The sequence below is a fragment of the Paenibacillus diazotrophicus genome, assembly GCF_042610465.1.
In genome coordinates this window covers 67,564-93,649 of the sequence record NZ_JBGJZN010000007.1, presented here as the reverse complement: position 1 = coordinate 93,649, position 26,086 = coordinate 67,564, and the positions used below count along the sequence as shown (strand labels likewise).

Genomic DNA, 26,086 nt, shown 5'->3' with positions numbered 1-26,086 from the left:
AGCGACTTCCGCCCTGCAGAAAAGTGGTTTCTGTATATTATATAAAATAATCCCTCAGGTATAAGGCCACTCCGATATTAATCCAGCTTCTTCAGCACAGCAATTTCATCACAGCAATGCTGCTTCTTGCAGTTCACGCAATCGGTCCAGACCTTCTCAGGAAAAATCTCCTTCTCCACAACGCTAAAACCATTTCTGAGGAAAAAATCCACCGCATAGGTCAGCGCCATAATCTTGGGGATCTTCTGGCGTCTGGCTTCTTCCGTCAGCTTCTCCAGGATCATCGAGCCTACGCCTTTGCCTTTACCCTCATCACGCAATCCAATCGAACGCACCTCTACAAGATCAGCGCCCAGTCTGAACAGTGATCCGCAGCCGATGAATTTACCGTCTAATTCGGCAATCACGAACTGGTCGATCTGGCGGGTCAGTGCTTGCCTGGAACGGGGAAGCATAATTCCGCGCTGAGCATATTCTTCTATCATTAAATACAGCGGCTCTACATCCTCCACCGTTGCATTTCTGCATATCACCTTGTGGTCTCCCGCAGGAGCCGACTGGTGGAACATATCCGTTTTGACAAGCACTGTGACTCACCCCTCGTTGTTAATATGAATAAATATACAACAGAGTGAATTACAATTCAAGAGGTATTTTAAAATTAAACCTCTGTCAAAGCACCGACAAATTCACCGAAAACATCGTTCCCAAATAGGATACCCTGCTTGCTTAGACGATAGATGTCCCCATCCTGATCAAGCAGGCCCGCAGCAAGCATTTTGTTCAGTGATCCGGCGAAAATATCCTGCAGGGACTTCCCGAACTGTGTCCGGAACGCCTGATCCGAGACGCCCTCACGCATGCGCAGACCCACCATCATGAAGTCCTCCATCGCCTCCTGCTCAGAGACTGTGAAGCTATCCAAACGCGGAAGCCCCTTAAGCGAAGCTTCAATATAAGGATTCACACCCTTGATATTCATATGTCGCTGCCGTTTCACATATCCATGCGCACCGGCACCGAGACCATAATAATCCTCATTGCGCCAGTACGTAATATTGTGACGGCTCTCCATCCCCGGCTTGGCAAAATTGCTGATCTCATACTGGCCATAGCCTGCGGCTTCCATAGTAGACATGAGTAGAAGGTACATCTCCAGTTCATCCTCTTCGCTTGGCAGCGGAAGCTTGTTCTTGTTGAAGAGGGTATGGAACAGTGTATTTTCCTCGACCTTGAGGCTGTAAATTGAATAATGCGGCAAATCCAGCTCAAGCGCCTTGGTTATGCTCTCTCTCAGCATATCGACGCTCTGGTTCGGCAGTCCGAACATAAGATCAACCGAGAGATTATGCAGACCCACACTGCGCGCGTTCTCCAGACTGCGGTAGACATCATCCACGTTATGAATGCGTCCAATGCCGCTGAGCAGATCATTCTGAAAAGCCTGCACGCCAAAGCTGACCCGGTTGACGCCGCCTTCCTTCATGACTGCGAGCTTATCTTTATCAGTGGTTCCGGGATTAGCTTCCATAGAAAATTCTATATTCTCATCCCACTGGGGAAAGTGTCTGCGGACCGATTGTAGGAAAAAGGCCATTTCATACGGTTTCAGTACTGTAGGGGTTCCTCCGCCGACAAAAATCGTCTTAATCACACCAGGCGGCGTATTCTTCACCGTAAGTTCCATCTCCCGGTCCAGAGCCTCCAGGTAATCCATGACCGGCTGATCCTTCAGGACGTAGGAATTGAAATCGCAGTAAAAACATTTATTGGTGCAGAAAGGAATATGAATGTATACGGCCTCCGGGGGACGGCCATTATTCAGGTTTGTCATAGCTGTCTCCTTTATTCAAAATAAGATGAACTATATATTTATATCTAGCCAGAAAAGGGAAGCCGTCAGGCTTCCCTTCAGTACATTCTGGGCCATATCGTTCAGCAAAAGCAAAAGCAAGCCTTGCGGCTACTCATCTATCTTCAGAACCGCCATGAATGCTTCCTGCGGCACTTCAACGCTGCCTACCTGCTTCATGCGCTTCTTGCCTTCCTTCTGCTTCTCCAGTAGCTTCCGCTTACGCGAAATGTCACCGCCGTAGCATTTGGCAAGTACGTTCTTGCGCATCGCCTTAACCGTCTCGCGGGCCACGACCTTTGTGCCGACAGAAGCCTGGATCGGCACCTCGAACATTTGCCGAGGAATAATGCCGCGCAGCTTCTCACAGATGATACGGCCGCGGTTATAGGCGCGGTCGCGGTGGACGATGAATGACAAGGCATCGACCTGCTCATTATTCAGCAGAATGTCCATCTTGACCAGATTCGACTGGCGGTAGCCAGATACTTCATAATCGTAGGACGCATAGCCCTTCGTTCCTGACTTCAGCTGATCAAAGAAGTCATAGACAATCTCGGACAATGGAATCTCATATGTGATAGTCACACGGCTTGTGTCCAGATACTCCATGTTGACGAATTCCCCGCGTTTGTTCTGGCACAGCTCCATCACCGTTCCGACATAGTCGTTCGGCACAATGATTGCGGCTTTGACATAGGGCTCTTCAATATAGTCGATAGTGCCAATCTCCGGATAATGCGACGGGTTGTCGATCTGAATGGTCTCACCGTTGGTCAGCTTAATGCGGTAAATAACGCTTGGCGCGGTTGTGATCAGCGGCAGATTGAACTCGCGTTCGATCCGCTCCTGAATAATCTCCATGTGCAGAAGTCCGAGGAAGCCGCAGCGGAAGCCAAAGCCCAGAGCGCTTGAGCTTTCCGGCTCAAAGCTGAGTGAGGCATCGTTAAGCTGTAATTTCTCCAGGGCTTCCCGGAGATCATTATAGTCCGAGGTCTCGATCGGATACAGACCGCAATATACCATCGGGTTAATCTTGCGGTAACCAGGCAGCGGCTCCGGTGTGGGATTCTTCGCATCCGTTACGGTATCCCCGACTCGGGTGTCGCCGACATGTTTGATCCCGGCTACAATGAAGCCGACATCGCCTATGTTCAGCTCCGACACAATACTCATACGCGGCATGAACGCTCCAACCTCAATGACCTCAAAAGTTTTGTCGGTTGCCATCATTCTGATCTTCGAACCGGCGCGGATGCTGCCATCAATTACACGCACATACACAATAACACCTTTGTACGGATCATAATGCGAGTCAAAAATCAGCGCTTTCAGCGGTTCTTCGGAATTGCCGTTTGGCGCAGGCACCTGCTTGACCACCTGCTCCAGAATCTCCTTGATGCCGATACCTGCTTTGGCAGATGCCAATACCGCTTCGCTGGTATCCAGTCCGATAACATCCTCAATCTCCTGCTTGACCCGTTCAGGGTCTGCATTCGGCAAATCGATCTTGTTGATGACCGGCAGAATTTCCAGGTTGTTGTCCAGTGCCAGATATACGTTGGCGAGGGTCTGGGCTTCAATTCCCTGTGCAGCGTCCACCACGAGAAGTGCACCTTCGCAGGCCGCAAGACTGCGGGAAACTTCATACGTGAAATCGACATGCCCCGGTGTATCAATCAGATTAAGATAATAATCCTGTCCATCATCGGCACGATAGGTCAGGCGGACGGCCTGCAGCTTGATGGTGATGCCGCGCTCGCGCTCCAGATCCATCTGGTCGAGCACCTGCTCTTGCATTTCACGCGAAGTAAGTGCGCCCGTGTACTCCAAAATGCGGTCGGCCAATGTCGATTTACCATGGTCTATATGTGCAATAATCGAGAAATTGCGGATTTGTTGTTGTCTTTTCTGAACGTCAGTCATTCCTTACCCCCACAGACAGCCTAATGTTAATCCACTTATTATAGCAGTCCGCGCTTCGCCCATCAATCCCGTCGCCCCGGACGGCCGAAGAAAAAGTCTGTGGTAGTTTATTCTTCAGCGGAATCGAACAGTGAGACTACCCAGCGTATGCTCTTTTGCGACGCTTCTTGCAGCAGCCCTGCAGTTTTGTCGGCAAGCTTGTCTACCGTAGGCTTTTGTTCCTCAGGTATAAGGATCTGCTCAGGGCTCATGCTGCTGTAATCGGGGGCCTCCTGCTGCGGCAGATTAGCAGCCGCGTTAGATCCCCCAGCAGATTGCAACTGCCCCGGAACAACCGTGTATGCACCTGTGACCGGGTCTACTGCTACAGGAACATACACATAGGCTTGCCCTCCCTGCGCCAGACTTGAGCCCGGGACAGATTGCACCCCAGTCTTCCGGGTAGAGGGAGCAGCGTTGACTGTCCCGGTTGTCCCGGCTGTCCCGGTTGCACCATTCCAGCCAGGCAACACTGTAGAGGTATTTGTTCCTCCTCCGCTGCCGAACTGCATGCCTGCCAATATACCAATCCCCACTGATATGCCGACCATAACCAGTTTTTTGCCGAACCGCGACATTTCATGCACTCCCTTCTATTTATGAACCGGTGCCGCGGCTTTTTCCGCGTCGTGGCTGTTCCAGTACACATCAGCGATAGCATCTGCCAAAATATCTGCCGTTCTTTTCAACTCATCTGCTGAATTGTCGATTCCACCGACTTCTATTAATACACTATTCGGAGAAAGAGTCTGATTATACTCACCATTATTGCCATTTCCGGAGGACTTACCCCAGATACCACGGGAAACGCCAGGATAGTCTTTTTCGAGCAATTGATGGATTTTGTTGGCGAACGCCTCGTTCTTCTTCCAATCTTTATTCGCATGACCGAGGATAAAATACACTTGGGCGTAACTTTTCCCGTCAATGACGGCAGTCGTTTTGCCATGCCGCTGCGAATCCCGGTGGATATCGATCATTTCATTCATTTCCTGGTTGGCGCCTAATACAGCCTTGACCGTCATTCTTGAATATTTATAGGAAAAGTTCCAATTGTAGTCCGGCACCTTCGTAGCGTAATCTTCTTGTACATGAACCGTACCAATTCCGCGCTGCTCCAGTCTTTTGGCAATATATGATCCTACCAGCATTACATTTTTGGAAGGAATAGCAGAGCTAGGATTGTCACTTTGTACGCCCAGCAACGGGTTATATGCCTCGCGGGGATGGGAATGATAGATTAAGATCCGCTTGATCGAAGTATCCTGGCTGCTGCCGGGTACAGACTGACTATCTTTACTGCCTTCTGAATCCGGTGTCACGGTAGGCTTAGGTGCAGCCGTTTCTCCGCCATCCGGCCCGTCCGATCCGTCGCCTGCTTCTGTTTCGTCCGGCTCTGTTTCTGCTCCTACAGTATCACCGATACCCTCTCCCCCGGAGTCTGCGGCTGCCAGATCGTCCGTTCCCGGATGGTAATCCGCAGGCGCATCCTTCGCCCCTCCAGAGCCCAGGCGCAGCAGGAACGGATCATCCGCAGCCAGCCCTGGAACCTCGCGGGAGATCAGACTTTTCGGATCCCCGGGGTCCACACTGGTCAGCATCCGAAATACGAAAGAGGTTACGTTCTTACCCGAAAATGCAGACGGCTCTTCACCCTTCGGCAGGTGCGGAACCTCGAGCCCCAGCAGTTCCATAAAAAATCCGCTCGATAAGGATGCAGCTAACCCTTTCATTGAGGGAATGGGTGAAGAGTTGAGCTTCTGTCCGGCCAATCCTCCGGCTCCAAGCAGCATGAAAAATACAAGTGAACCTCCGGCCAGCAGCAGCATTGTTCTCCCCAGCGACAGAATGTCCAGCAGCTTACCGCGCAGCCGGCCGATATTCCATAGCTGAAACCATTTTCTGTTCATTATTGTTATGTCCTCCTCCAGCCCTCTGTAATCTCTTATACTCCCAATCTATGAGCAGAGGAGGATTGCTAGAACCTGAAATGAGAGAAGAAGGCAGCTCAGCTTGTCACTCTTGCAAGTCCCATTTTAATGAAGCATGCTTCTGTTTATATGAAAAAAAGCCCGACCGCAGCTTGCCGGCAGGCAGACTGGGCGGGCGTGGTATACCGCAGGACAGGTCTTAGTGGGTGTATGCTCCCACATTACCGGGATCCACAGCCTCATGCAGCGCAGCGTTCAGTCCGCTGGCCACAATGTTGGCGATTTCTTCAATAAACTCATCAATTTCCTTCGGCGTAACAATCAGATCATGCCCGAGCGGTTCCAGCACTTCTTTGACGAGCGACAGCCGTTCCTGTTCAGAGATATCGTCCAGCATCCCCATAATCTCTTTGGTATGGGCTGCTCCGGCCCCAACCTGTCCAAAATGCTGGCTCATCATCTCCAGCACATTGTTCACAATGGTCGAAGCATAACAGACGGTAGGAACGCCGATCGCAATGCAGGGAATCCCAAGAATTTCCTTGGTTAACCCACGCCGTTTATTACCAATCCCAGAGCCGGGATGGATACCGATATCAGCAATTTGAATGGTCGTATTAATCCGTTCCAGTGAACGGGATGCCAGTGCATCTATCGCAATAATCACGTCGGGCTTGGTACGGTCCACGATTCCCTGAACCACTTCGCTTGACTCAATCCCAGTCAGCCCCAGGACACCAGGGGCTATTGCGCTCACATTGCGGTAACCCGGGGCAACTTGATCGGGAACCAGCTCATAGAACTGGCGTGTAATCAGCGCATTCTCTACTACGAGCGGTCCGAGTGAATCCGGAGTTACGTTCCAGTTGCCGAGGCCGACAATCAGCACCGACGAATTGCGGTCAATACCGATTCTGTCCATGAACTGTTCAAATTCCTTGGCAAAAACCATGGATACCTTCTGCTGCAGGCCGGTATCTCCGCCGCGCAATGCCGGGACCTCCAGCGTCACATAGTTTCCTATAGCGCGTCCAATAGCCTGCGAGCCCGCCTGATTCGCTACGGCAAGACGGGTAACCTTAATGCCATCCGCCTCTTCTACCTCTTCGTTCACACCGGGGATCGGCGATTTTTGCGGTCCCTGAGCCATTTCTTTGGCTTCCAGCGCCAAATCTGTGCGTACCGAATATAGCTGAAGATCCAGTTCCATTATTAGTTCAGCCTCCTTATTCATATTGGTGATAGTGTGCGAGAGAAGGCCTTGCTTTATTCAAACCGGAAAGGGTTAAATTAAAAGCATTAGTCTTGCATTTTATGAGCGCTCATGCTAAACTATTTTAAGTTGTGAATCATTTGATGATTTCGAATGTCTTTCAGGAGGTGAATGCAATGCCAAATATCAAATCCGCGGTAAAACGCGTCAAGACGGCCGAAAAACGCCGTGCACTGAACGCTTCCCAGAAATCCGCGCTTCGTACAGCTGTGAAAACTGCTGATGTAGCACTGACTGGTACTGAAGTGGAAACTGCTCAAGCTGCTTTCCAAGCTGCTTCCAAAAAGCTGGACAAGGCTGTAACTAAAGGCCTGGTTCATAAAAATGCGGCTGCCCGCAAAAAATCCCGCTTGGCGAAGAAATTGAACGCTCTCCAGGCTCAAGCCTAAGCCAAGGGCGACATTAATAATGAGCACTATAAGAACCTGACCGTTATGCTGCATACGGTTAGGTTTTTTTGTTCTCTAGTGAGATATAGCAGGATCCTTTATAGCATCTGGCATATTTAAGTCTTAGGTTTCAGCAAAAGCCTGCCCGTTAGCGTACTTACGCTAAGGAGCAGGCTTTTGTTGTACTCGCAGTCTTATAATCACCAGGTTCACCGTTAGGCTCCCAGCCGTAACATGAACATCTCCAAGCCCAGCACCTTGTCGATGGCCCCTGTCTTCATCTGGTAGTCGAGGTCAGCCAGAAAGCTGAGAATCTGCCGCAGCCGCTGGCTCTCGAACTTATGCGCTTGTTCGCCAGCAAGCTTGACGGCATACGGATGCAGCCCGAGCTGGGAAGCGATCTGGCCTTGTGAGTAACTCTGGGCGGACAAATCCTTCACCTGTAAAATCATCCGGAACTGCCGCGCAATCAGCGCCGCAATCTTGATCGGCTCTTCTCGCTGCTTCAGCAGCTCATAAAGTGTATTCAGCGCCTTATCAAGCCGCAGATTGGCAATATCCTCCACCAGTGTGAACACGTTCTGTTCGGTCCCCCGGTGCACTAAGCTCTCAATCGCTGCAGTATCCACGGTCCCGCCCTTACCTGCGAACAGGCTTAGCTTGTCCATCTCTGCCGACAACCCCTGCAGCCCTGTTCCGGCATTTGCCACAAGAGCTGCTGCGGCACCCGGTGCAGACACGCAGCCCCGGTCACGCAGGCCTTTCTCGACCCAGCGCAGCAATTCCTCTGCACCCAGCGGATTGAAGGCAAGCACTGTTCCAGCAGCCTTGACCGTCTTGACGATTTTTTTGCGCTCATCCAGTTTGTCATTATTGACCATAAAGACGATCACACTGAATTCTGTAGGATGCTGTAAATAATCAGTGAGAACCTCTACGCGATGTTCGATCTTGGCATTTTCCTTTCCTGCGGTGAACAGGGAGGCATCACGCACCAGCAGGAGCTTCCGTTCTACCATAAACGGCACAGTCTCTGCTTCCTCCACAACCGCCTGCACCGGCGTCTCGGACAGATCAAAGGGAATAACTGCAAAATCCCGGTCCTCTTTGGCTATCAGGTGTTCCTCCAGAAAAGCCGCAAATTCATTCATCCGGAACTTCTCGCTGCCGTACAGCACATAGAGTGGCGAAACATTTCCTTGTTTGATGTCCTTGGCCGCCGTTTTGGCATCCATCCCGCCACTTCCTTTTCCATTTCAGTCTCTGATTATTGTAACAAAAAAGCATCTTTAAACATAGGCATCAAGCGGAACCAGCTTCGCTGAATCAGCTGTATGTAGCGTGAAAAATATAAATCCATATATTTGCGCAAAAACGGAGCAACTCCGGCAGCCATGGCCAAAGTTGCTCCGTTTCCGCGGCGCATCTATATAAACGACGGTAGGAAAAGCTCTAGAAACTTTCCAGCCGGCGGTCATACCGATGGTTCTCACGATCCTGTATCTCCTGTCCTCTTACTATAGTATATTCCTATACTGCGTAAAAAGTTCCACTCTGCGATTAATTTGTAGACGTTGCCGCGTCCGGAGTAGCCGCAGGTGCAGAAGAAGAAGGTAAAGGTGAGCCGGATGGGGCGGGAGATACTACCGAATCCGGGATGGTGTAAGTCTTAGTAATTTCACTGCCGTTCTGTAGGGTCACATAAGTGAATACACGGCTGTCTTCCGACCATTGGCCGGATACCCATTCCCCTTCCAGGGGAAACGAGGTCAGTACCTTCCAATCGTCTCTGGCAGCGCCTGCTGGTATGGAATAGAGTACAAGCTGCTGGCCAGCAAGCTCAGCATCAAAACGTCCATCCGGTGATGTCCATGGCGAGGGTGCAACCAGTGCCGGCAACAAACTCATCACCCCAGCTTCTTCCGATGAAGGAAGCTTCTTGGATTCACTTTCGGGATTATCCGCTCCGGCTTTGCTTTCTGGCGCACTGTCCTGAGCGTTGTCCCCGCTGCTGGTATCCGGATCAGAACTGCTTATCCTCATATCCTGTACTCCTGGTGTAGCCGTAGTAGTATCAGGCTCTACCGTGATCTGCCGCTTTAAGGATGCCGGCTCTTTGGTTGGATCAGGTGCCACTGCCGGGGAATCCGGAGTCGCCACTGCAGACGGAGTCACTATTTCTTCAGCAACTCCAGGATTGTTCTCGGCAGCTGAAAAGGTACGGTTGTTCTGTTCCGTAATCCCTGCCGCACGATCTGTGCTGCCGTCCTGTGCTGCAACCGGTCCAGACGCTGTAGCCTCATCCGTTTTTTGCATAGTCTGTCCAGAGTTTGTATCTGCAGCCTTATTGAGTGCCATATCCATATCTGCTGCAGGCATACTATCAGGCATGTTAAAAATAGCGATAAGCAGTATCACTGCCGCTGCCGCTGCGCCAATACCTGTCCGTGCTGCCATGGAAGATCCTTTAAAGAATTTGCCACGGGAGTTTTTACGTGTGAACGGAGCAACCTTGGATTCATCTATACTTTTCATGGTTGGTTCCTGGACACCTTGATCCAGCTTGTCAAGTTGCGGCAAGATCGAATCAACCAGACTGAAAGGTGGTTTCACATCCGGCAGCTGCTCAAGTTGCTGGGAGAGCACACTCAGACGGTCAAAGACATCCGCGCACGAAGGGCAATTATCGATATGACGGAACATTTCTATAATTTCATCTTGGCTCAAGTCATGATCCAGATAGCGGTGCATCCATTCCATCACCTCCGCGCATTTCATCCTGATACACCCCCTTTCTGATACTCCTGAAGTCTGTTCTGTAATTGCTGCCTAGCCCGGAACAGATACGATTTCACTGTGTTCAAGGGCAGGTCCAGCGAATCTGCAATCTCGTTGTAGGAGAAATCCTGCAAATACCGCAGTACGATTACTGTACGGTGATGTTCTGGAAGCTGATCAATCGCCTCCCGTATATCCTCCGCCAGATAGCCGGACAACACTTCCCGCTCCACATTATGTGTATCTGGAAACACCATTTCATGTTCATCCATGGAAACCGTTGGTTTCGTTCTTCTGAACTTATCAATACATATGTTGGTCACGATCCGCTGTACCCACGTTTTGAACTGGGCTTTTTCCTCGTAAGAACCGATTTTGGTATACACGCGGATAAGCGCCTCCTGTGAAGCATCCAAAGCATCCTGTTCATTATGCAGAATGTAGAAGGCCGTCTTATACACATGCCCTTCAATTTCTCGCAATAGGGTGATTAGAGCGTCGCGATCGCCCGCTTGAGCGGCTCTGATGAGTCCCTGCTCCACCACGAAGGTTCCCCCTCTCTATGCAATCTTACTGACGCGCAAGACTGCGAATTTGTTGCAAGCCTATAATGATTTTTTCGGTATCCATAATCCTTACTAAGCATACAGGGGAAGCTTCAATCATTCAAATACTCTTTTATAGAAAGATTGTAACAAAAATGAAACCAGAAAAACGCACAACAGCCGGCTGTACCCTTCTCAAGGCGCACACCGGCTGTTGTGAAAATAAAGCGTTATAACGTTGTTATATCTGGGTGGGAATTTACGCGCCCTTAATTTCCTTGAACTTCGCCACATACTTGGCGGCAAGCTCAGTGATCTGGTCGTAGCGGCCTTCCTTGGCCGGAGCAGTCAGGTTACCGCCGATGCCTACAGCGATGCAGCCGTTCGAAATCCATTTCTCCATGTTATTCAGGTCTACACCACCGGTAGGCATAATGTTGACATGCGGCATGGGTCCTTTGACGGCTTTGACATAATCCGGTCCGAAGGCGCTGCCAGGGAACAGCTTCAATACATCTACGCCTAGCTTCAGCGCTTCTTTCATTTCATTGAGAGTCATGCAGCCTGGCATATAAGGGATTCCGTAGAGATTACACATTTTGGCGGTTTCTTCTTCAAAAGAAGGACTCACTACAAATTCAGAACCTGCCAGAATAGCGATTCTTGCCGTAAGCGGATCAAGCACCGTACCAGCACCGATGACGGCACGGCTTCCATATTCGGCTACCAGGCGTTTGATCGCTACGTCGGCATCCGGAGTTGTAAAGGTAACTTCAATGTTATTCAGTCCACCTTCGATACAGGCTGCGGACATTTTAAAAGCATCGTCGGCATTGTCGGCACGGATAACAGCTACTACGCCAACGGATGTGATGTTCTGCAATACTTTTATCTTCTTCATCATAAACTCCCTTTCTTGGTTCAATCCTTGGAATTAAGAATATTAATTTAGATAAACTATTTTATCTAATTTACTAACCATAAGCTAAAACCTTATAAGAAAATAGTAATAACAATGTCTTCTGCCGTCAATATATTTTTATGTGAACAGAACGTAAAATCTTCTGAATAATTAAAAATACCCTTATATAACAAGGTTTTTTTAATCTCCCCCATATAAAAGCGTTAAATATTTTCTATGGAATGAGGGGAGTCTTATTGTAGAAAACCGATTTATATGATAATTTCAAATTACAAATCATTTATACAGGGGTTGTGAGCTTGCCCCGAGGAGGAACTATTCATGAGCAAACAGCTGGATGCAGTTACATTCGGAGAGCCGATGGCTATGTTTTATGCCAATGAGGTGGGCCCGCTGCACGAGGTTACTTCTTTTTCCAAAGCATTAGCCGGTGCTGAGAGCAATGTGGCTACCGGATTATCACGTCTTGAGCACAAAACCGGTTATGTAACGAAGCTTGGCGAGGACAACTTCGGTCAATTTATAGTCGGTGCGCTGAACAAAGAGCAGATTGACACCGCCAGCATCACGTACACCAAAGAATTTCCAACCGGCATGCTGATCAAATCCAAGGTGCTGACCGGAGATCCCAAGGTTGAATACTTCCGTAAAAATTCCGCAGCCTCCAAGCTGAGCCTCACAGACTTTAATGAGTCTTATTTCGCTTCCGCCGGGCATTTGCATGTTACCAGCATCTCTTCGGCATTATCGAAGACCTGCCATGAATTTTCCCTGCATGCCATGGAATTTATGAAGAAGAGTGGAAAAACGGTGTCCCTCGACCCGAATCTGCGCCCTACCCTCTGGCCGGACAAAGACACGATGGTGAACACCATTAACGATCTGGCAACACGATGCGACTGGTTCCTGCCAGGCCTCAGCGAAGGCAAAACCCTTACGGGCCTTGAGACTCCAGAAGAAATCGCCGGCTATTACCTGGAGCGCGGTGTGTCGCTGGTGGTCATTAAGCTCGGACCTGAAGGTGCTTATTACAGAACAGTTGCCGGTGAAGAAGGTTATGTCGACGGCTTCAAGGTAGAAACGGTTGTTGATACTGTAGGCGCCGGAGACGGCTTCGCAGTCGGTGTAATCAGCGCTATGCTGGAAAAGCTGACCGTAGCCGAAGCCGTAAAACGTGGCAACGCGATCGGCGCACTCGCTGTAATGTCGCCTGGAGACATGGACGGACTGCCTACCCGCGACGGGCTGGAAAAGTTTATGAAGGCAGGCGTGTAAGCAGGCTGTTGTCAGAGGTGTACTACACTCTCCATGCATACCCACTCCGATGAACAGCTCATACTATTAAAGCCCTCCACCGTCTTTGCCAGACGGTGGAGGGCTTTTTGCTAGACGAAGCCAAAGCTTAATGAACAAAACGTTTTACTTCGTTGATTGTGGAGGCTGGACCGATTGTCCCAGCTGCAGCGCTGGAGGGAACCTGTACGTGATCGGCATGGCGTCTCCTTGATCCTCAATCAGAGAAAGCATGATTTTGGCGGCTTGCATTCCCATCTCGTAGGCAGGCTGCCGGATGGTGGTGATGGCCGGATTGTAGATCCGGGCAAATTCGGCGTCATCAATCCCAATCACCGATAATTGGCTAGGAATTGCGATGGAATGACGGTTCGCATATTTCAGGATTTCCCCCAGCACCAGATCGTTGGCTGCAAGCAGCGCCGTCGGCGGGTGCGGCAGGCTTAACAGTTCATCCAGCGCGGAAGCGATGGCCTCTCTTGGCACACTGCGCACGTATTCATCATTCATCTTGAGCCCAGCTTCTTCCATAGCTTTTCTGTAGCCGCTCATCCGCTCTTTACGGGGGGTGATCGCATGCTCACCAAGCGGGAGCGACAAGATGGCAATTTTCTCATGCCCCTTCCCGATCAGCTCTTTGATGGCTGTTTTGACGGCCATTTCGTTGTCGAGCAGCAGGCTCTGGGTCGTGATCCCTTCTACCAGCCGGTCCATGAATACAAGCGGGTACTCCGCTTCGATCAGCCGGGTATAGGGAGCGGGCTGATCTCCGGTCGGAAAAATAATCAATCCGTCCACCTGGCGGGCAACAAGCGCTTCTACATGCGTGTTTTCTTTATCTGCATTCTCATCGCTGTTGCAAATAATCACCTGAATGCCATGTCGCTGCAGCTCATTCTCGATCGCACGGATGCACTGGATCGACAGCGAATAATCGATATTCGCCACAATAATGCCAACCATATGTGTACGGTTCTGCTTCAGGCTGCGTGCGAGGCCATTGGGCTGATAATTCAGCTCCTCGATTACATCGGCAATGCGGTTTTTGGTCGCTTCACTCATATACTTAAACCGTTTATTCAGAAATTGCGAGACCGTACTCTTGGATACTCCCGCCTTCTGGGCAACATCTTCAATCGTCAGCTTCTTCATCTATTCCGCTCCACTCTATATAGAAAACACTTATCCTATAAAGTCATATATATAAAAAGCCATACTTTCTAACTTACTCAGAAAGTATAGCTTTTTTTTAGTAAATTATCTAGTAATCATTATCAAAAGTTGTTCCTCTACTATTGATTAGGAATTGCAGACGGCTCGATCTTCTGGCCGTATTCCTCATACACCCAATCATAATACCACTGCTTACCTGTTGCTTCAGTGATCTCTACCGTACGCTGCTCCCCTTTAACTTCATAATGGGCCACGAAATAGTCCTCATTGGTATCTATCGCAATTGAGCCATAATGATTCTTAGCAGGCCGTTCTTTCTTCTCCGTGGTAATGGTTCCTATGAGCACCTGTGACTTCACGGTTGCAATGGAGCTCATGGAATCTCAGTCTTCAGCTTATGGCGCACTGTGATCCCCTCCGGCCGGATCTCCATCTGGATCTCACCCTGCAGATCGGTGCGGTATATAGCTGTGCTGCTGTCAGACAGACGCTGCAACACGTCATCATTCGGATGTCCATAAAGATTATTGACTCCTGCGGATATGACAGCTGCGCCGGGATTCCAGAACTTCAGCCAGGCTGCGCTGCTTGCGGTTTTGCTGCCGTGATGAGCCACCTTCAGAACATCTATCGGCCCGCCGTTTCCAATCCCAGCTTCTTTGCCGTCCTGCAGAATCGCATCCTCCGCAGCCTTATCCATATCCCCTGTAAAAAGAAAGCTCCGGCCGTTCATCTGCAGCCGAAAAGCCTCAGATTCGTGATTCTGTTCCTCCACCTCCGGGAGCAGAGCCACCCCCGCCTTATGCGGGGATGGCCAAAGGAACATCAGCTCCGTCCTGTTATCCGGAGCAAGCACCTGCCCCTGCTGCACCGGGTACAGCCGAACACCCGCCGCAAGCGCTGTATTCATCAGCTTACTGTAAGACTCCCCCTTGGCGAGCGTTCCATTGAACAGCAGCGCCGAGACGGGTAGACCCTCCAATACCGCCTGGAGTCCTCCGGCATGATCCTGATCGCCATGAGTCAGAATGATGGCGTCCAGCTGGTGAATACCCCGCTGCTTCAGAAGCGGCAGCAGTGTTTTGGCTCCGACCTCAAACGGGCTGCGCCGGAGGCGCCATGCTTCCTTTTTGCCAAAGCTGACGGTGCCCCCGCCATCCACCAGAATATGAGCGCCACCCGGAGTGGTGATCAGAATGCTGTCACCTTGTCCAACATCGAGAAAGCTGACCCGCCCGGCACCGTTCAGGTGCTCTGAATGATAGCCCCTATACAGCAGCAGAACCATTACAGCTATACCGATTAAGACAACCCTTCCACTAGAGAGCAAGGAACCTTGTACCTGAAAGTGCAGTGGCCGCGCGCTATTCCCGGCTCCGCTCCATATCCCTGCAGGTCTTCTCCCTGTGTCATCAGCCGGCCGGTCCATCTCAGCCAGCGGCTTCGTCTCGTCCTCCATAACCTGTGGGGCCAGAAATACTTCCGTACGCAGACGCATAGTGTAGAGCACACCATAGAGGAGACTATAATACATCCCTATCCACAGCAACGAAGGCGAACTCCAGATCGTTACACCCCCGGACCATCCATTTGTCCACTCCACTGCACGAAACGTAGCATCATTCAGCAGTTCCGCAACATACGCGGTTACACCGGCAGCCGCGCCCCATATCCCGCCAAGCAGCAGTGCAAGTGTTCCCAGCGGCAGCACCAAGAATGTTATAAAAGGGACAAACACCAAATTAGCAGCGAAGGAGAGCAGTGAAAACTGGTTGAAGTAATAGATGGTCAGCGGAAAAGACACCAGCTGTGCAATCAGCGTAACCGAGACGGCACCTCCCAGCCAGCGGGGCAGCCTTCGGAGCAGCGGGTTCACCAGAGGAACATAGATCATTAGTCCTGCTGTCACGAGAAAAGAAAGCTGAAAGCTTACGCTCAGCAGCAAATACGGATTCCAGACCAGCATGATCAGCGCTGAAGCCGCGAGAATATTCAACCCGTCCTTCAGCATGCTGAACCGGGCAGCGAGCAGGGCGATCATACTCATGATTCCAGCCCGGACAATCGATGGCCCGGCCCCTGACAACAGCACATACACAGGCACAACTAGTATAGTGAGAGTGAGGGCTGTTTCCCTGGTCAGGCGGCAGCGTCTAAGTATGAATAGGATCACGCCAACATACACCGCGACATGCATCCCGGAGATCGCCAGAATATGCGTCAGCCCCAGCTGCGAGAATTGCTTGAAAGTGTCTTCATCCAAATCATCCTGGATGCCAAGGACCAGGCCTTTCATATATCCCGCATGCGGCTCCTGAAAAAGGCGGTCCATTTCTGCTCCAAGGGCAGTGCGTAACGCATCGCTCCAGCGCAGAATGCTGGCAGGATGCCAGGAATCAGGAGGTACAGCATGTACACTCGCCGTACCTTCCCCCTTGAGCAGCCAATGGATTTTCTGCGTCCGCAAATACACGCGGTAATCAAAGCCGCCGAAGTTCCGTGCCTCCCCCGGCTGCTCCAATTCCCCCTGAACGGCCACTTTGTCCCCTCTCTTCCATCCTGCAGCCACGGCGATTTCCGGCTCAGCCTGAAGCTTGATTTGCACAGCGATCCGTTCGCCTGCAGCACCTTCTCCTTGTTCCAGTTTTTCTTCCTTATTCCCGACATCTCCCGGTTTTTTCTCTTCCGAACTTACAGCTAATGCTGCCGACTCCATGCCGGTTCCGCCAAGTCCCATCCGTGACAGCCTCAGAGTAAAGCTCACGCGGTCCCCATCCCGCTCCACGGGGGAGACGATTAACCCTTCTGCGCTTACATAGGATTCATTCAGCTCTTCCACAGATTGTTCCATTGCCCCAGGGAGCAGGCTTACATTTCTCCCTTCGTTCCACTCCCAGTAGAAGGCAGCCGCAACTAGCGATAGCCCCAGAATAACTGCGGTTTTCCAGCCGCTCCTCCAACCGGCCGCACAGATTGCAAGCAGCAGCAGGCAACCGGCTATGTACATAAGCAGCTCATATCCGGAGAACAGGTTGCCCGCCGCGCTGCCAGTAACCCAGCACACCGTGAAGCTTAACAGCGGCCTTTTTTTCATCCATATTCCTCCTCGTATTTGTACTTGTATTTCTCCTAGCCGGGAAGCCGACCGCAACTCTATGGATACAGCAAAAAGAACCCCTGCATACGCAAAAACCGCGTGTACAGAGGTTCCTCCCCTGATGCTTATCCTTATTTTGGTCAAACGCCGATTGACGGCTATTCCGATACGGTGATCATCGTTTCCTTGGGCGGCTCATAATTCTCCAGTTGCCGGAAGATGATGCCCTTGGAGCCCAGCATGGCCTCCACTTTCTCCATATCTTTACGGTAAGGACGCAGATAGACAATCTCCACAATTCCACTGTTGGCCAGCATATTAGCGCAGGTCCAGCAGGGTTCATCCGTTACATAGACAGTGCTGCCCTCCCGGTCGCTCCGGTCCGTGAACAACAGCAGGTTCTGCTCGGCATGAATAGTGCGGATGCAGCGCTGCTTCATCACCATCTTCTCCACACCGTCAACCACTTCGCGTTCATATTGCTCTGAGACCATACAGCCTGCTTCAGAACAATCCGGCACACCCATCGGGGCGCCATTATACGCCGTGCCGAGCAGCTTCTTGCCCTGCACCAGCACTGCCCCGACATGTCTCCGGGAGCAACGTGAGCGTGTGGAGACCATACAGGCAATATCCATGAAGTAAGTATCCCAATTTTTGCGGTAGGCTACCGTCATCAGCAATCTCCACTTTCTCTTTAATAGTTGTTCATTATTGTAGCATATTGCGGCGTTTTTTCACTAGGACAACAGATAAGACTTAAAAGCCTACCAGTGGCTTCAGCTTTTCCAGCATTTTTGGCCCAATCCCCTTCACCCCGCCCAGATCCGTCAAGCTATGAAAAGCCCCCTTGCTGCTGCGGTATTCTATAATCGCCTGTGCTTTCTTCTCCCCGATGCCAGGCAGATTCATTAGGGCAGCAGCATCCGCTGTGTTAACGTTAATGGTGCCTTGCGTGGAAGACTGCCCTGTGGCCGGCGAAGTCGCTGTGCTTCCTGAGAAATTTGCTTCGTCTGCTGCTGTCACTGCTGCGCCGCTCGCTGATGTGCTGGTTCCGCTGATCCCGAAGGTTGTCGGGTTGCTTCCAATTTCAGTTGTACCGGAAGCTCCCGCTCCTGCGGTGACAGTAGATTCTGCCACATCGCCCCCGGTTGCCGAATTTCCTCCTACCCCCGCCCCACCTGCCGCTTCTCCTAGTACTGAGGCATCCGCTTTCCCGCCCTTTTTCTGTTCAACCTTTATATCTTTGCTAACCTCCGTACCTTTGACCCTGCCCGTCACTGCCGAACCCGGCTCATCCGCTGCACCCAACGACTGCGCCATACTGGCGTTCAGCGTCTCCCAGCCGGCGATTCCATGATTCTTTTCCCGGTCCGCTGCCCATACCAATCCACTGCCAAGCAGTGCGGCTGCGAATATAGATGCTATACCTTTTTTATTCATATCCCTCTCCTCCTCTGAAACGTGTGATTTAGGGTGTGAAAACAATCCTAGCGTATATTTATTAAATGCAGTTGAAACCTGTCATTTGTCCAAGACTCCAGTGCATACATTTAACGAAGAGTATTCCTGCAAGGCCATAGCCATACAGAAAGGAGGGTACCCTAGATGAAGGTGGGATTTATCGGAACGGGCAGCATGGGCAGTCTGCTTATTGACGCCTTCCTGTCTTCGGGTGCGCTTGAGCCATGTGATGTGCTGGCCAGCAACCGCAGTCCGAACAGTCTTCTGCAGCTTCAAAATCGCCATCCGGGCATTATCATCGGCAGCAACAGGGAGACTGCAGCCGGAAGCGATATCGTCTTCCTCTGTGTCAAACCGCTGGAATTCAAATCCCTGACAGATGAGATCTCTTCTTCCTTACGGAGCGAACAGATGGTTGTATCCATCACCAGTCCAGTGATGCTATACCATCTGGAATCCGCACTTCCGTCCAAAATAGCCAAAGTCATCCCCAGCATTACCCACTGTGCCAAAAGCGGAACTTCGCTTTGCATATTCGGCAGCAGGCTAAATAAAAAAGATCGGCTCATACTGCTTGAACTGCTGTCTTTCATAGGGGTTCCACTGGAAATCCAGGAAAAGCATACAAGGATCGCCTCTGACTTCTCCAGCTGCGGTCCTGCGTTCATCAGCTATTTCATTGAGCGGTGGATTGAAGCAGCTGTTAAAACCACAGGCATAGATGAAATCCTGCTGGGCCGGCTCGCTGGCGAAATGCTGCTGGGTACAGGCAGACTGCTGACCGAAGGCAATTTCACTCCACAGGAGCTGCAGGAGCGGGTCGCCGTGCGCGGCGGCATTACAGCGGAAGCTCTGAACCATTTGCGGACCAGTCTGGAAGGGGTTTTTGAGCAGCTGATCCTCACAACACATGATAAATATAATGAAGATGTCGAAAAGCTGGACACATTATTCGGTCAGGGCGACATCGTTCAAGGTCCGCTCGACCACTAGAGTTCCTCCTCAGGGCAGGAAACTGGTATTCGGATGCTTCAAACAACAAAGCCCGCAGCACGGATGACTCCGTTGCTGCGGGCAGAATTGCGTTCTTCGCTTAACCCACTACTATATTAACCAGCTTGCCGGGAACCGCGATGATCTTGCGTACCGCTTTACCCTCGACGGCTGCCTTCACATTTGGAAGGGACAGCGCATGGTTCTGCATATCTTCCTGACCCATATCCTGCGGGATCAGTGCGCGCTGTACGATTTTACCATTCACCTGAACAACGATTTCTACTTCGGCATCTACAGTCAGCGCTTCATCATAAGCCGGCCAAGCCACATAGCTGACGCTGCCTTCATGACCCAGCAGCTGCCACAGTTCCTCTGCGATATGCGGAGCAAGCGGCGACAGCATCTGTACGAAATGCTCTGCTGCTTCGGTGGACAAGGTCTCCTGTTTATAAGCATCGTTAATGAAAATCATCAGTTGGCTGATCGCCGTATTGAAGCGCAGATGTTCGAAGTCCTCCGTGACCTTCTTGATTGTCTTGTGCCAGGTCCGTTTGAACTCATCGCTGCCACCGTCTGCGGTAACTTTGGTGCTGAGACTGCCGTCTTCATTCACGAACAGGCGCCATACACGGGACAGGAAGCGGTGGATACCTTCCACACCTTTTTCATTCCATGGTTTCGTCGCTTCCAGCGGCCCCATGAACATTTCATAGACACGCAGGGTATCCGCGCCATAAGCTTCTACAATTTCATCCGGGTTAATAACATTGCCGCGCGACTTGCTCATCTTCTCATTGTTATTGCCCAGAATCATGCCTTGATTCACCAGCTTATGGAATGGTTCCTTCGTATCCACCACACCGATGTCGTACAGAACCTTATGCCAGAAGCGTGCGTACAGCAGATGGAGTACCGCATGCTCGGCACCGCCGATGTACAGGTCAACGGGCAGCCATTGCTTCTGCTTCTCCGCTGAACACAGCTCCTGATCGTTCCGCGGATCAATGTAACGCAGATAGTACCAGCAGCTGCCAGCCCATTGCGGCATGGTATTGGTCTCGCGGCGTGCCTTCATGCCGGTCTCCGGATCAATCGTTTCGACCCACTCCGTCACATTGGCCAGCGGAGATTCTCCTGTGCCTGAAGGGCGGATAGAATCTACTTCCGGCAGCAGCAGCGGCAGCTGATCTACAGGGACCGTCTTCATTGTACCGTCTTCGAGGTGCAGAATCGGAATCGGTTCGCCCCAATAGCGTTGACGGCTGAAGAGCCAGTCGCGCAGGCGGTAGGTTACTTTGCCTTTGCCGCTGCCTTTTTCTTCGAGCCAGGTGATCATCTTCGCAATGGCTTCTTTATTGTCCAGACCGTTCAGGAAGTCGGAATTCACATGGGGTCCGTCCCCGCTGTAAGCCTCTTCTTCGACATTGCCGCCCTGCACAACTTCGATAATCTTCAGACCAAACTGCTTGGCGAATTCCCAGTCGCGGGTATCATGTCCCGGCACCGCCATAATCGCTCCCGTACCATAACCGGCAAGCACATAATCAGCGATCCAGATCGGCACCTGTGCACCATTCACCGGGTTGACAGCATAAGCACCCGTGAAGACACCGGATTTCTCCTTGGCCAGATCCGTACGTTCCAGGTCGCTCTTACGCGAAGCCTTCTCGCGGTATTCTGCTACAGCCGCCTTCTGTTCTTCTGTCGTAATGAGATCAACCAGCTTATGCTCCGGAGCCAGCACACAATAGCTTGCACCGAACAAGGTGTCGGGACGGGTAGTGAACACCTCCAGGCTGGCATCATGACCTTCAATCGCAAAAATCACTTCAGCTCCAGTAGACTTTCCAATCCAGTTGCGCTGCATATCCTTGATGCTTTCTTCCCAGTCCAGCTCTTCCAGATCCTCAAGCAGGCGTTCAGCATATTCGGTGATTTTCAGAATCCACTGGCGCATCGGTCTGCGGACCACTGGATGGCCTCCGCGCTCGCTTTTTCCGTCGATGACTTCTTCGTTGGCCAGAACCGTCCCCAGTGCTTCACACCAGTTGACCGATACCTCTGCCACATAGGCCAAACCGCGGTTGTACAGCTGGATGAAAATCCACTGTGTCCATTTGTAATACTCGGGATCGGTTGTACTGATCTCACGGTCCCAGTCATAGGAGAAACCCAGGGATTTGATCTGCCGGCGGAAATTATCAATGTTCTTTACTGTGATCTCGCGGGGATGTTGACCGGTATCCATCGCATACTGTTCAGCCGGAAGTCCGAAGGCATCCCAGCCCATCGGGTGCAGCACATTGTAGCCGCGCATCCGTTTGTAGCGGGAGACAATGTCTGTCGCCGTGTAGCCTTCCGGGTGGCCTACGTGCAGCCCTGCGCCTGAAGGATACGGGAACATATCCAGCGCGTAGAATTTCGGTTTGTTTGCCTCTTCAACGGTCTTGAATGTCTTGTTCTCATCCCAGAACTTCTGCCATTTCGGCTCAATGACCTGGGCACGGTAGCCTGTGGCGGCTGTAGCATTTGCTGCTTTGTTGTCGCTCATTGTATGCTCCTCCTTGGAGTGTTGCTTATCTAGTTAAAGCTGCTGCGCTTAAAAAATTTTAGGGAATGAACTCCACTACAAAAAAGTTTTGGGCTTCCGCCCGCTGTTATACTCGGATTTCTTGATTTGAACTGCGCTTCGAGGTAGAAATCCGAGAATAGCGTATGCTTCCGATGTGAGCTTTCCTGCGGAAAGCTTTCAGGCGGCCACTGACGTTGCTCCAGCTCCAAAATTTTTCTCCATTCCGTTTCCCTGTAACTTTTATAAATCCACCCGTTTGGCCTGCCGGGCAGCAAAGTCCAAGAATCCGCTCAGAATTCGCTGTTCCGCTAAACATGGTCCCAATACCCAAGTGGAAACGGCTTCGCCGTCCTTTAAGGACGGTATCCGTTTCAGCGAGAAATATAAGGATGATTTATAGCGTGAAACCTATACATCCTTATATTCGCAAAAAAACCTCCCATCCCTAGCGTATTATCGCTAGGGACGAGAGGTTTGAATTCCCGTGGTACCACCCTAGTTAGCGGCTGGATATGCTTTACCTGCCACTCACTTTGACACCCTGTAACGGGGGTGAATCGACGACGGTTCACACGCGGGCTTCAAGCTTCAGCTTGCGGCTCCTGCGGCTTAACGCCGTTACTCCGAGGTGAGTTCATTCTTCTCCGTTAACCGGCTCGCACCCTGCGCCGGCTCTCTGCAATAACGGTCTCACGAATTAATGATCCTCTTCATCGCACTGCTATACTTACTGATGGTTAATCAGTAATATTCACCACATTATATACAAAAGAAGCAGGTACAGTCAATGATTTCCCCTAATCGGCGCCAGACGGCCCTTAACCCAGCACCATTCCCCGACTTTACGTAATTGTCTCACGTTCGTTCTTACAGGTTCCTACACCGGCTTACGCCGTATATAATACGCGAGAAAATGCTGAATCACTACTTTACCGGCTGCAAAAACCGGTACCGCCAGGATCAGACCAATCATTCCGGCGACTTCACCACCCACCAGCAGCGCAAAAATAATCAGCAGCGGGTGCAGATGCAGCCGCCGTCCCACCACTTGGGGCGAAATAACGTTGCTCTCCAGCATCTGGCACAGGGTGTTAACCACTGCTACGAGCAGCACAAGGCGAAACGAGAGGGTCGAAGCCATAACAATCGCGGGCGCTGCACCGAGAAACGGGCCCATGTATGGAACGATATTGAACACTGCCACCACACAAGCAAACAGCAGTGCATAGGGCATGCCGATAATTGCATAACCGATGTACGCCAGTACCCCTATAATCAGGCAGACCAAAAACTGGCCCCGGATATAATTACCGAGCGCATCGTCAATATCTTTAAGCAGCTTCACCATGGACTTGCGGCGCGAGCGTGGCAGACAAGCAACAACGGTCCGTTCAAATACATCGAAATCCTTAAGAATGTAGAAAACCAGAAAAGGCACGATAAACGCATTGAATAGTAGACCAATGGTAGTACCAATATTATCGAGAAAATGGGAGATCCCTGCCGCCAGACGATTTTCCAGCTGAAAAAACCAGTTGTTCATGCCCATCTCGACACCAGGAGGAATCAGTCTGGTATTCATATTACGCATGAGCCCCTGTGCATGCAGAGTCATCTCCGGCAGATGCTCGTTCAATTCTTCAAGCTGCTCGATGAACATAGGAATCAGATTAATGGCAATGACAGCGAGCGAGGTCAGGAATACGGCATAGATGAGCAGTACGGCAACACTGCGCGGCATTTTTCTCCCGGCGAGCATACTCACTACGGGATTCAACACATATGAGATAATCATAGCTGCCAGAAATGGAGCAAGGATGGCCTTGAGAAAGACGAAAACTCCCATCAGCATCGGACGGAGGAGCCACACGAAATATAATATGATCAAGGCAAGCAGTACTCCGATCATCCGGCGGAACCATTTACTTTGGGACCATTGCTCCATGTTAACCCTCCTGATCGTATTCAGCCAAAGACAGGCATACGATATCAGTATGTGTGTGAGGATGGCAAAATACTCTTGTTGCCCAACAAAAATTGCTTTTTTGTTATCCCGCTTCAGAAGTTGGTATGGTGGCCTGAATCGGCATTGGTTACAATTTACATGTAAAACGCTTTCATTTCGAGGAGGGATGTTTTTATATGAAAAAGTTGAGCAAATTTTGCGGTGCAGGTCTAACTTTGCTGCTTGCCGGATTGCTGGCGGGTGCTCCGTCTGTATCGGCGGCTACTGTCTTTTATGAACCGCTAACCTACTTCAATTCCGCAACCTGGCAAAAAGCCGACGGCTATTCTAATGGCGGTATGTTTAACTGCACCTGGCGCGCTAACAATATTTCGTTTACCAGCGGAGGACAGCTTCGCCTTGCACTCACCAGTTCAAGTTACAATAAATTTGACGGGGCAGAATACCGTTCTACTAACAAGTATGGCTACGGAAAATATGAGGTCAGCATGATGCCGGCTAAGAACAGCGGAATTGTCTCCTCCTTTTTCACCTATACCGGGCCTTCTGACGGAACTCCTTGGGATGAAATAGATATTGAATTTCTGGGTAAAGACACCACCAAAGTTCAGTTCAATTATTATACTAACGGCGCTGGCGGACATGAAAAGATCGTCGATCTGGGTTTTGATGCTTCCCAAGGCTATCATACGTACGCCTTCGACTGGCAGTCAGGCTATATTAAATGGTATGTGGACGGCGTCTTGAAGCATACGGCAACCAGCAATATTCCCTCCCATGCCGGTAAAATTATGATGAACCTGTGGAACGGTACAGGTGTCGATTCCTGGCTCGGCTCCTATAACGGAGCCAATCCGCTGTACGCTTATTATGATTGGTCAAAATATACAAGCAACTAAAAGCGGGTGCTCTGCCCCGGCAGCTGCGCGGATCGCATCTGCCGGGGTTCTTTTGTTTCGATTGGAAATCCCTTATCTTCAGAATTTGTTATTCGGATTGACACATTGGTATGGCGGCTTGAGCCGGCTTTCAGTACGATAATAGCAAGACAATAATACAGGAGGAACCGTATTGAATCGCAGCAGGTTAATCAAATTGTCCGCAGCGGTCGCGGCCCTGTCGGCTGCTGTGTGGGGCATATGGGCTTACAGTTCAGTATCCAGCTCCGGGGATGGAGTGATAAAGGATTCTTTTACCGCGTTTAACACGGAGTTATGGAAGAAAACAGATGGCTACTCCAACGGAGACATGTTCAACTGTACCTGGCGTGAGGGAAATATCGCCTTCGCTGGTGACGGTCTCTTGACCCTGTCGCTCACCAGTCCCTCTACCGGAAATTTCGACGGCGCTGAATACCGCTCGCTGAACAAGTATGGCTATGGCCGGTATGAAATCCAGATGAAGCCGGCTGCCCATCCCGGTGTAGTCTCTTCTTTCTTCACTTACACCGGTCCCTCGGAAGGCGAGCCTTGGGACGAAATAGACATTGAATTTTTGGGCAAGAACACACGGCAGGTACAGTTGAATTACTTCACCGACGGTGTAGGGGACCACGAGCAGGTGATCGACCTCGACTTTGACGCCTCACAGGAATTTCACTGGTACGGCTTCGACTGGAAGAAGGATTCTATTACCTGGTATATCGATGGCCACCCTGTTCACACGGCCACCGAGAATATTCCCGCAACCCCGGGCCGCATAATGATGAATCTATGGAACGGGATAGGCGTGGATTCCTGGCTGGAGCCATTTGACGGCAAGGTCCCGCTCCATGCTTACTATGAAGAGTTCCGTTATACTCCGGATCCATCGTCGGGCAAGTAGGAAGTTCCGGCGTTACTCCGACAAGAAACCGCCTTGTTCAAGGCGG

General features: G+C 50.9%; 22 protein-coding genes and 1 other annotated feature. Of the genes, 5 read left to right on the top strand and 17 right to left on the bottom strand.

The genetic code is table 11. The features are described from left to right. Window positions 1–77 precede the first annotated feature (77 nt). The 6 genes from ACAN54_RS23100 to gpr all read right to left on the bottom strand — a co-directional run bounded on the left by ACAN54_RS23100 (window position 78) and on the right by gpr (window position 6,958). Window positions 78–569, bottom strand: a complete 492-nt coding sequence (locus ACAN54_RS23100) for an N-acetyltransferase (RefSeq protein WP_379161584.1) — start codon at window positions 567–569, stop codon at window positions 78–80. A gap of 92 nt (window positions 570–661) precedes the next feature. Next, a complete protein-coding gene (gene hemW / locus ACAN54_RS23095) occupies window positions 662–1,834 on the bottom strand; it encodes a radical SAM family heme chaperone HemW (protein WP_379161077.1) in 1,173 nt (390 codons plus the stop codon). A gap of 129 nt (window positions 1,835–1,963) precedes the next feature. Next, window positions 1,964–3,778 carry a translation elongation factor 4 gene (lepA, locus tag ACAN54_RS23090; protein WP_379161074.1) on the bottom strand — a complete coding sequence of 605 codons (1,815 nt, stop codon included), beginning with the start codon at window positions 3,776–3,778 and terminating at the stop codon, window positions 1,964–1,966. A 107-nt stretch (window positions 3,779–3,885) separates the two neighbouring features. After that, window positions 3,886–4,395, bottom strand: coding sequence for a hypothetical protein (locus tag ACAN54_RS23085; RefSeq protein WP_379161072.1), 510 nt, complete (start codon window positions 4,393–4,395; stop codon window positions 3,886–3,888). Between the two features lie 15 nt (window positions 4,396–4,410). Further along, the gene (locus ACAN54_RS23080; RefSeq protein ID WP_379161070.1) at window positions 4,411–5,727 is read right to left on the bottom strand and encodes a stage II sporulation protein P; all 1,317 of its coding nucleotides are present in this window, start codon (window positions 5,725–5,727) and stop codon (window positions 4,411–4,413) included. A gap of 220 nt (window positions 5,728–5,947) precedes the next feature. Then, window positions 5,948–6,958, bottom strand: a complete 1,011-nt coding sequence (gene gpr / locus ACAN54_RS23075) for a GPR endopeptidase (RefSeq protein ID WP_379161068.1) — start codon at window positions 6,956–6,958, stop codon at window positions 5,948–5,950. 179 nt (window positions 6,959–7,137) lie between these two features. Here gpr and rpsT point away from each other — a divergent pair, with 179 nt between their 5' ends. Continuing rightward, window positions 7,138–7,410, top strand: coding sequence for a 30S ribosomal protein S20 (gene rpsT, locus ACAN54_RS23070; protein WP_379161066.1), 273 nt, complete (start codon window positions 7,138–7,140; stop codon window positions 7,408–7,410). Window positions 7,411–7,625: 215 nt separating this feature from the next. Here the strand turns inward: rpsT and holA are convergent, their stop codons facing one another. From holA to ACAN54_RS23050, 4 genes are all read right to left on the bottom strand, one after another. Next, window positions 7,626–8,645, bottom strand: a complete 1,020-nt coding sequence (holA, locus tag ACAN54_RS23065) for a DNA polymerase III subunit delta (protein ID WP_379161064.1) — start codon at window positions 8,643–8,645, stop codon at window positions 7,626–7,628. A gap of 325 nt (window positions 8,646–8,970) precedes the next feature. After that, the gene (locus ACAN54_RS23060) at window positions 8,971–10,188 is read right to left on the bottom strand and encodes an anti-sigma factor family protein (protein WP_379161062.1); all 1,218 of its coding nucleotides are present in this window, start codon (window positions 10,186–10,188) and stop codon (window positions 8,971–8,973) included. After that, the gene (locus ACAN54_RS23055) at window positions 10,185–10,733 is read right to left on the bottom strand and encodes an RNA polymerase sigma factor (RefSeq protein ID WP_379161060.1); all 549 of its coding nucleotides are present in this window, start codon (window positions 10,731–10,733) and stop codon (window positions 10,185–10,187) included. The genes ACAN54_RS23060 and ACAN54_RS23055 overlap by 4 nt, the downstream gene beginning before the upstream one ends. 259 nt (window positions 10,734–10,992) lie before the next feature. Next, on the bottom strand, window positions 10,993–11,634 hold the full coding sequence (locus tag ACAN54_RS23050; protein WP_379161058.1) for a bifunctional 2-keto-4-hydroxyglutarate aldolase/2-keto-3-deoxy-6-phosphogluconate aldolase: 642 nt from the start codon (window positions 11,632–11,634) through the stop codon (window positions 10,993–10,995). Window positions 11,635–11,976: 342 nt separating this feature from the next. Between ACAN54_RS23050 and ACAN54_RS23045 the strand changes: the two genes are divergently transcribed. Then, window positions 11,977–12,930 (top strand): sugar kinase, encoded by a 954-nt coding sequence (locus ACAN54_RS23045; RefSeq protein WP_379161056.1) that lies wholly within the window; start codon window positions 11,977–11,979, stop codon window positions 12,928–12,930. A gap of 144 nt (window positions 12,931–13,074) precedes the next feature. Here ACAN54_RS23045 and ACAN54_RS23040 read toward each other — a convergent pair whose 3' ends face one another. The 5 genes from ACAN54_RS23040 to ACAN54_RS23020 form a co-directional block, all read right to left on the bottom strand. Then, complete coding sequence (locus tag ACAN54_RS23040; protein WP_379161054.1) at window positions 13,075–14,100, bottom strand: LacI family DNA-binding transcriptional regulator; 1,026 nt, start codon at window positions 14,098–14,100, stop codon at window positions 13,075–13,077. Window positions 14,101–14,240: 140 nt separating this feature from the next. Continuing rightward, on the bottom strand, window positions 14,241–14,498 hold the full coding sequence (locus ACAN54_RS23035) for a hypothetical protein (RefSeq protein ID WP_379161052.1): 258 nt from the start codon (window positions 14,496–14,498) through the stop codon (window positions 14,241–14,243). Further along, entirely contained in the window at window positions 14,495–17,215 is a 2,721-nt protein-coding gene (locus ACAN54_RS23030) for a ComEC/Rec2 family competence protein (protein ID WP_379161050.1), read from the bottom strand. The genes ACAN54_RS23035 and ACAN54_RS23030 overlap by 4 nt, the downstream gene beginning before the upstream one ends. Window positions 17,216–17,376: 161 nt before the next feature. Further along, window positions 17,377–17,895 (bottom strand): deoxycytidylate deaminase, encoded by a 519-nt coding sequence (locus ACAN54_RS23025; protein WP_379161048.1) that lies wholly within the window; start codon window positions 17,893–17,895, stop codon window positions 17,377–17,379. 82 nt (window positions 17,896–17,977) lie between these two features. After that, entirely contained in the window at window positions 17,978–18,661 is a 684-nt protein-coding gene (locus tag ACAN54_RS23020) for a ComEA family DNA-binding protein (RefSeq protein ID WP_379161046.1), read from the bottom strand. 165 nt (window positions 18,662–18,826) lie between these two features. Here ACAN54_RS23020 and comER point away from each other — a divergent pair, with 165 nt between their 5' ends. After that, window positions 18,827–19,675 (top strand): late competence protein ComER, encoded by an 849-nt coding sequence (gene comER / locus ACAN54_RS23015; RefSeq protein WP_379161044.1) that lies wholly within the window; start codon window positions 18,827–18,829, stop codon window positions 19,673–19,675. 100 nt (window positions 19,676–19,775) lie between these two features. Here the strand turns inward: comER and leuS are convergent, their stop codons facing one another. Then, on the bottom strand, window positions 19,776–22,229 hold the full coding sequence (gene leuS, locus ACAN54_RS23010) for a leucine--tRNA ligase (protein ID WP_379161042.1): 2,454 nt from the start codon (window positions 22,227–22,229) through the stop codon (window positions 19,776–19,778). Between the two features lie 479 nt (window positions 22,230–22,708). Then, window positions 22,709–22,973: a binding site (T-box leader), on the bottom strand. 154 nt (window positions 22,974–23,127) lie between these two features. Continuing rightward, complete coding sequence (locus tag ACAN54_RS23005; RefSeq protein WP_379161040.1) at window positions 23,128–24,195, bottom strand: AI-2E family transporter; 1,068 nt, start codon at window positions 24,193–24,195, stop codon at window positions 23,128–23,130. Window positions 24,196–24,392: 197 nt separating this feature from the next. Here ACAN54_RS23005 and bglS (ACAN54_RS23000) point away from each other — a divergent pair, with 197 nt between their 5' ends. Both bglS (ACAN54_RS23000) and bglS (ACAN54_RS22995) read left to right on the top strand, forming a co-directional pair. Beyond that, window positions 24,393–25,115 carry a beta-glucanase gene (bglS, locus tag ACAN54_RS23000; protein ID WP_379161038.1) on the top strand — a complete coding sequence of 241 codons (723 nt, stop codon included), beginning with the start codon at window positions 24,393–24,395 and terminating at the stop codon, window positions 25,113–25,115. Window positions 25,116–25,332: 217 nt separating this feature from the next. Further along, window positions 25,333–26,040 (top strand): beta-glucanase, encoded by a 708-nt coding sequence (gene bglS, locus ACAN54_RS22995; RefSeq protein ID WP_379161582.1) that lies wholly within the window; start codon window positions 25,333–25,335, stop codon window positions 26,038–26,040. Window positions 26,041–26,086 lie beyond the last annotated feature (46 nt).

What these genes read in the sequence shown, in the direction of transcription:
- bglS (WP_379161038.1), top strand. Translation starts at nt 24,393, where the DNA reads ATGAAAAAGTTGAGCAAATTTTGCGGTGCAGGTCTAACTTTGCTGCTT.
- ACAN54_RS23030 (WP_379161050.1), bottom strand. Translation starts at nt 17,215, where the DNA reads ATGAAAAAAAGGCCGCTGTTAAGCTTCACGGTGTGCTGGGTTACTGGC.
- ACAN54_RS23005 (WP_379161040.1), bottom strand. Translation starts at nt 24,195, where the DNA reads ATGGAGCAATGGTCCCAAAGTAAATGGTTCCGCCGGATGATCGGAGTA.
- gpr (WP_379161068.1), bottom strand. Translation starts at nt 6,958, where the DNA reads ATGGAACTGGATCTTCAGCTATATTCGGTACGCACAGATTTGGCGCTG.
- ACAN54_RS23040 (WP_379161054.1), bottom strand. Translation starts at nt 14,100, where the DNA reads ATGAAGAAGCTGACGATTGAAGATGTTGCCCAGAAGGCGGGAGTATCC.
- ACAN54_RS23085 (WP_379161072.1), bottom strand. Translation starts at nt 4,395, where the DNA reads ATGTCGCGGTTCGGCAAAAAACTGGTTATGGTCGGCATATCAGTGGGG.
- rpsT (WP_379161066.1), top strand. Translation starts at nt 7,138, where the DNA reads ATGCCAAATATCAAATCCGCGGTAAAACGCGTCAAGACGGCCGAAAAA.
- comER (WP_379161044.1), top strand. Translation starts at nt 18,827, where the DNA reads ATGAAGGTGGGATTTATCGGAACGGGCAGCATGGGCAGTCTGCTTATT.
- ACAN54_RS23045 (WP_379161056.1), top strand. Translation starts at nt 11,977, where the DNA reads ATGAGCAAACAGCTGGATGCAGTTACATTCGGAGAGCCGATGGCTATG.
- holA (WP_379161064.1), bottom strand. Translation starts at nt 8,645, where the DNA reads ATGGATGCCAAAACGGCGGCCAAGGACATCAAACAAGGAAATGTTTCG.
- ACAN54_RS23020 (WP_379161046.1), bottom strand. Translation starts at nt 18,661, where the DNA reads ATGAATAAAAAAGGTATAGCATCTATATTCGCAGCCGCACTGCTTGGC.
- hemW (WP_379161077.1), bottom strand. Translation starts at nt 1,834, where the DNA reads ATGACAAACCTGAATAATGGCCGTCCCCCGGAGGCCGTATACATTCAT.
- leuS (WP_379161042.1), bottom strand. Translation starts at nt 22,229, where the DNA reads ATGAGCGACAACAAAGCAGCAAATGCTACAGCCGCCACAGGCTACCGT.
- lepA (WP_379161074.1), bottom strand. Translation starts at nt 3,778, where the DNA reads ATGACTGACGTTCAGAAAAGACAACAACAAATCCGCAATTTCTCGATT.
- ACAN54_RS23080 (WP_379161070.1), bottom strand. Translation starts at nt 5,727, where the DNA reads ATGAACAGAAAATGGTTTCAGCTATGGAATATCGGCCGGCTGCGCGGT.
- ACAN54_RS23035 (WP_379161052.1), bottom strand. Translation starts at nt 14,498, where the DNA reads ATGAGCTCCATTGCAACCGTGAAGTCACAGGTGCTCATAGGAACCATT.
- ACAN54_RS23050 (WP_379161058.1), bottom strand. Translation starts at nt 11,634, where the DNA reads ATGAAGAAGATAAAAGTATTGCAGAACATCACATCCGTTGGCGTAGTA.
- ACAN54_RS23025 (WP_379161048.1), bottom strand. Translation starts at nt 17,895, where the DNA reads ATGACGGTAGCCTACCGCAAAAATTGGGATACTTACTTCATGGATATT.
- ACAN54_RS23060 (WP_379161062.1), bottom strand. Translation starts at nt 10,188, where the DNA reads ATGAAATGCGCGGAGGTGATGGAATGGATGCACCGCTATCTGGATCAT.
- ACAN54_RS23100 (WP_379161584.1), bottom strand. Translation starts at nt 569, where the DNA reads ATGTTCCACCAGTCGGCTCCTGCGGGAGACCACAAGGTGATATGCAGA.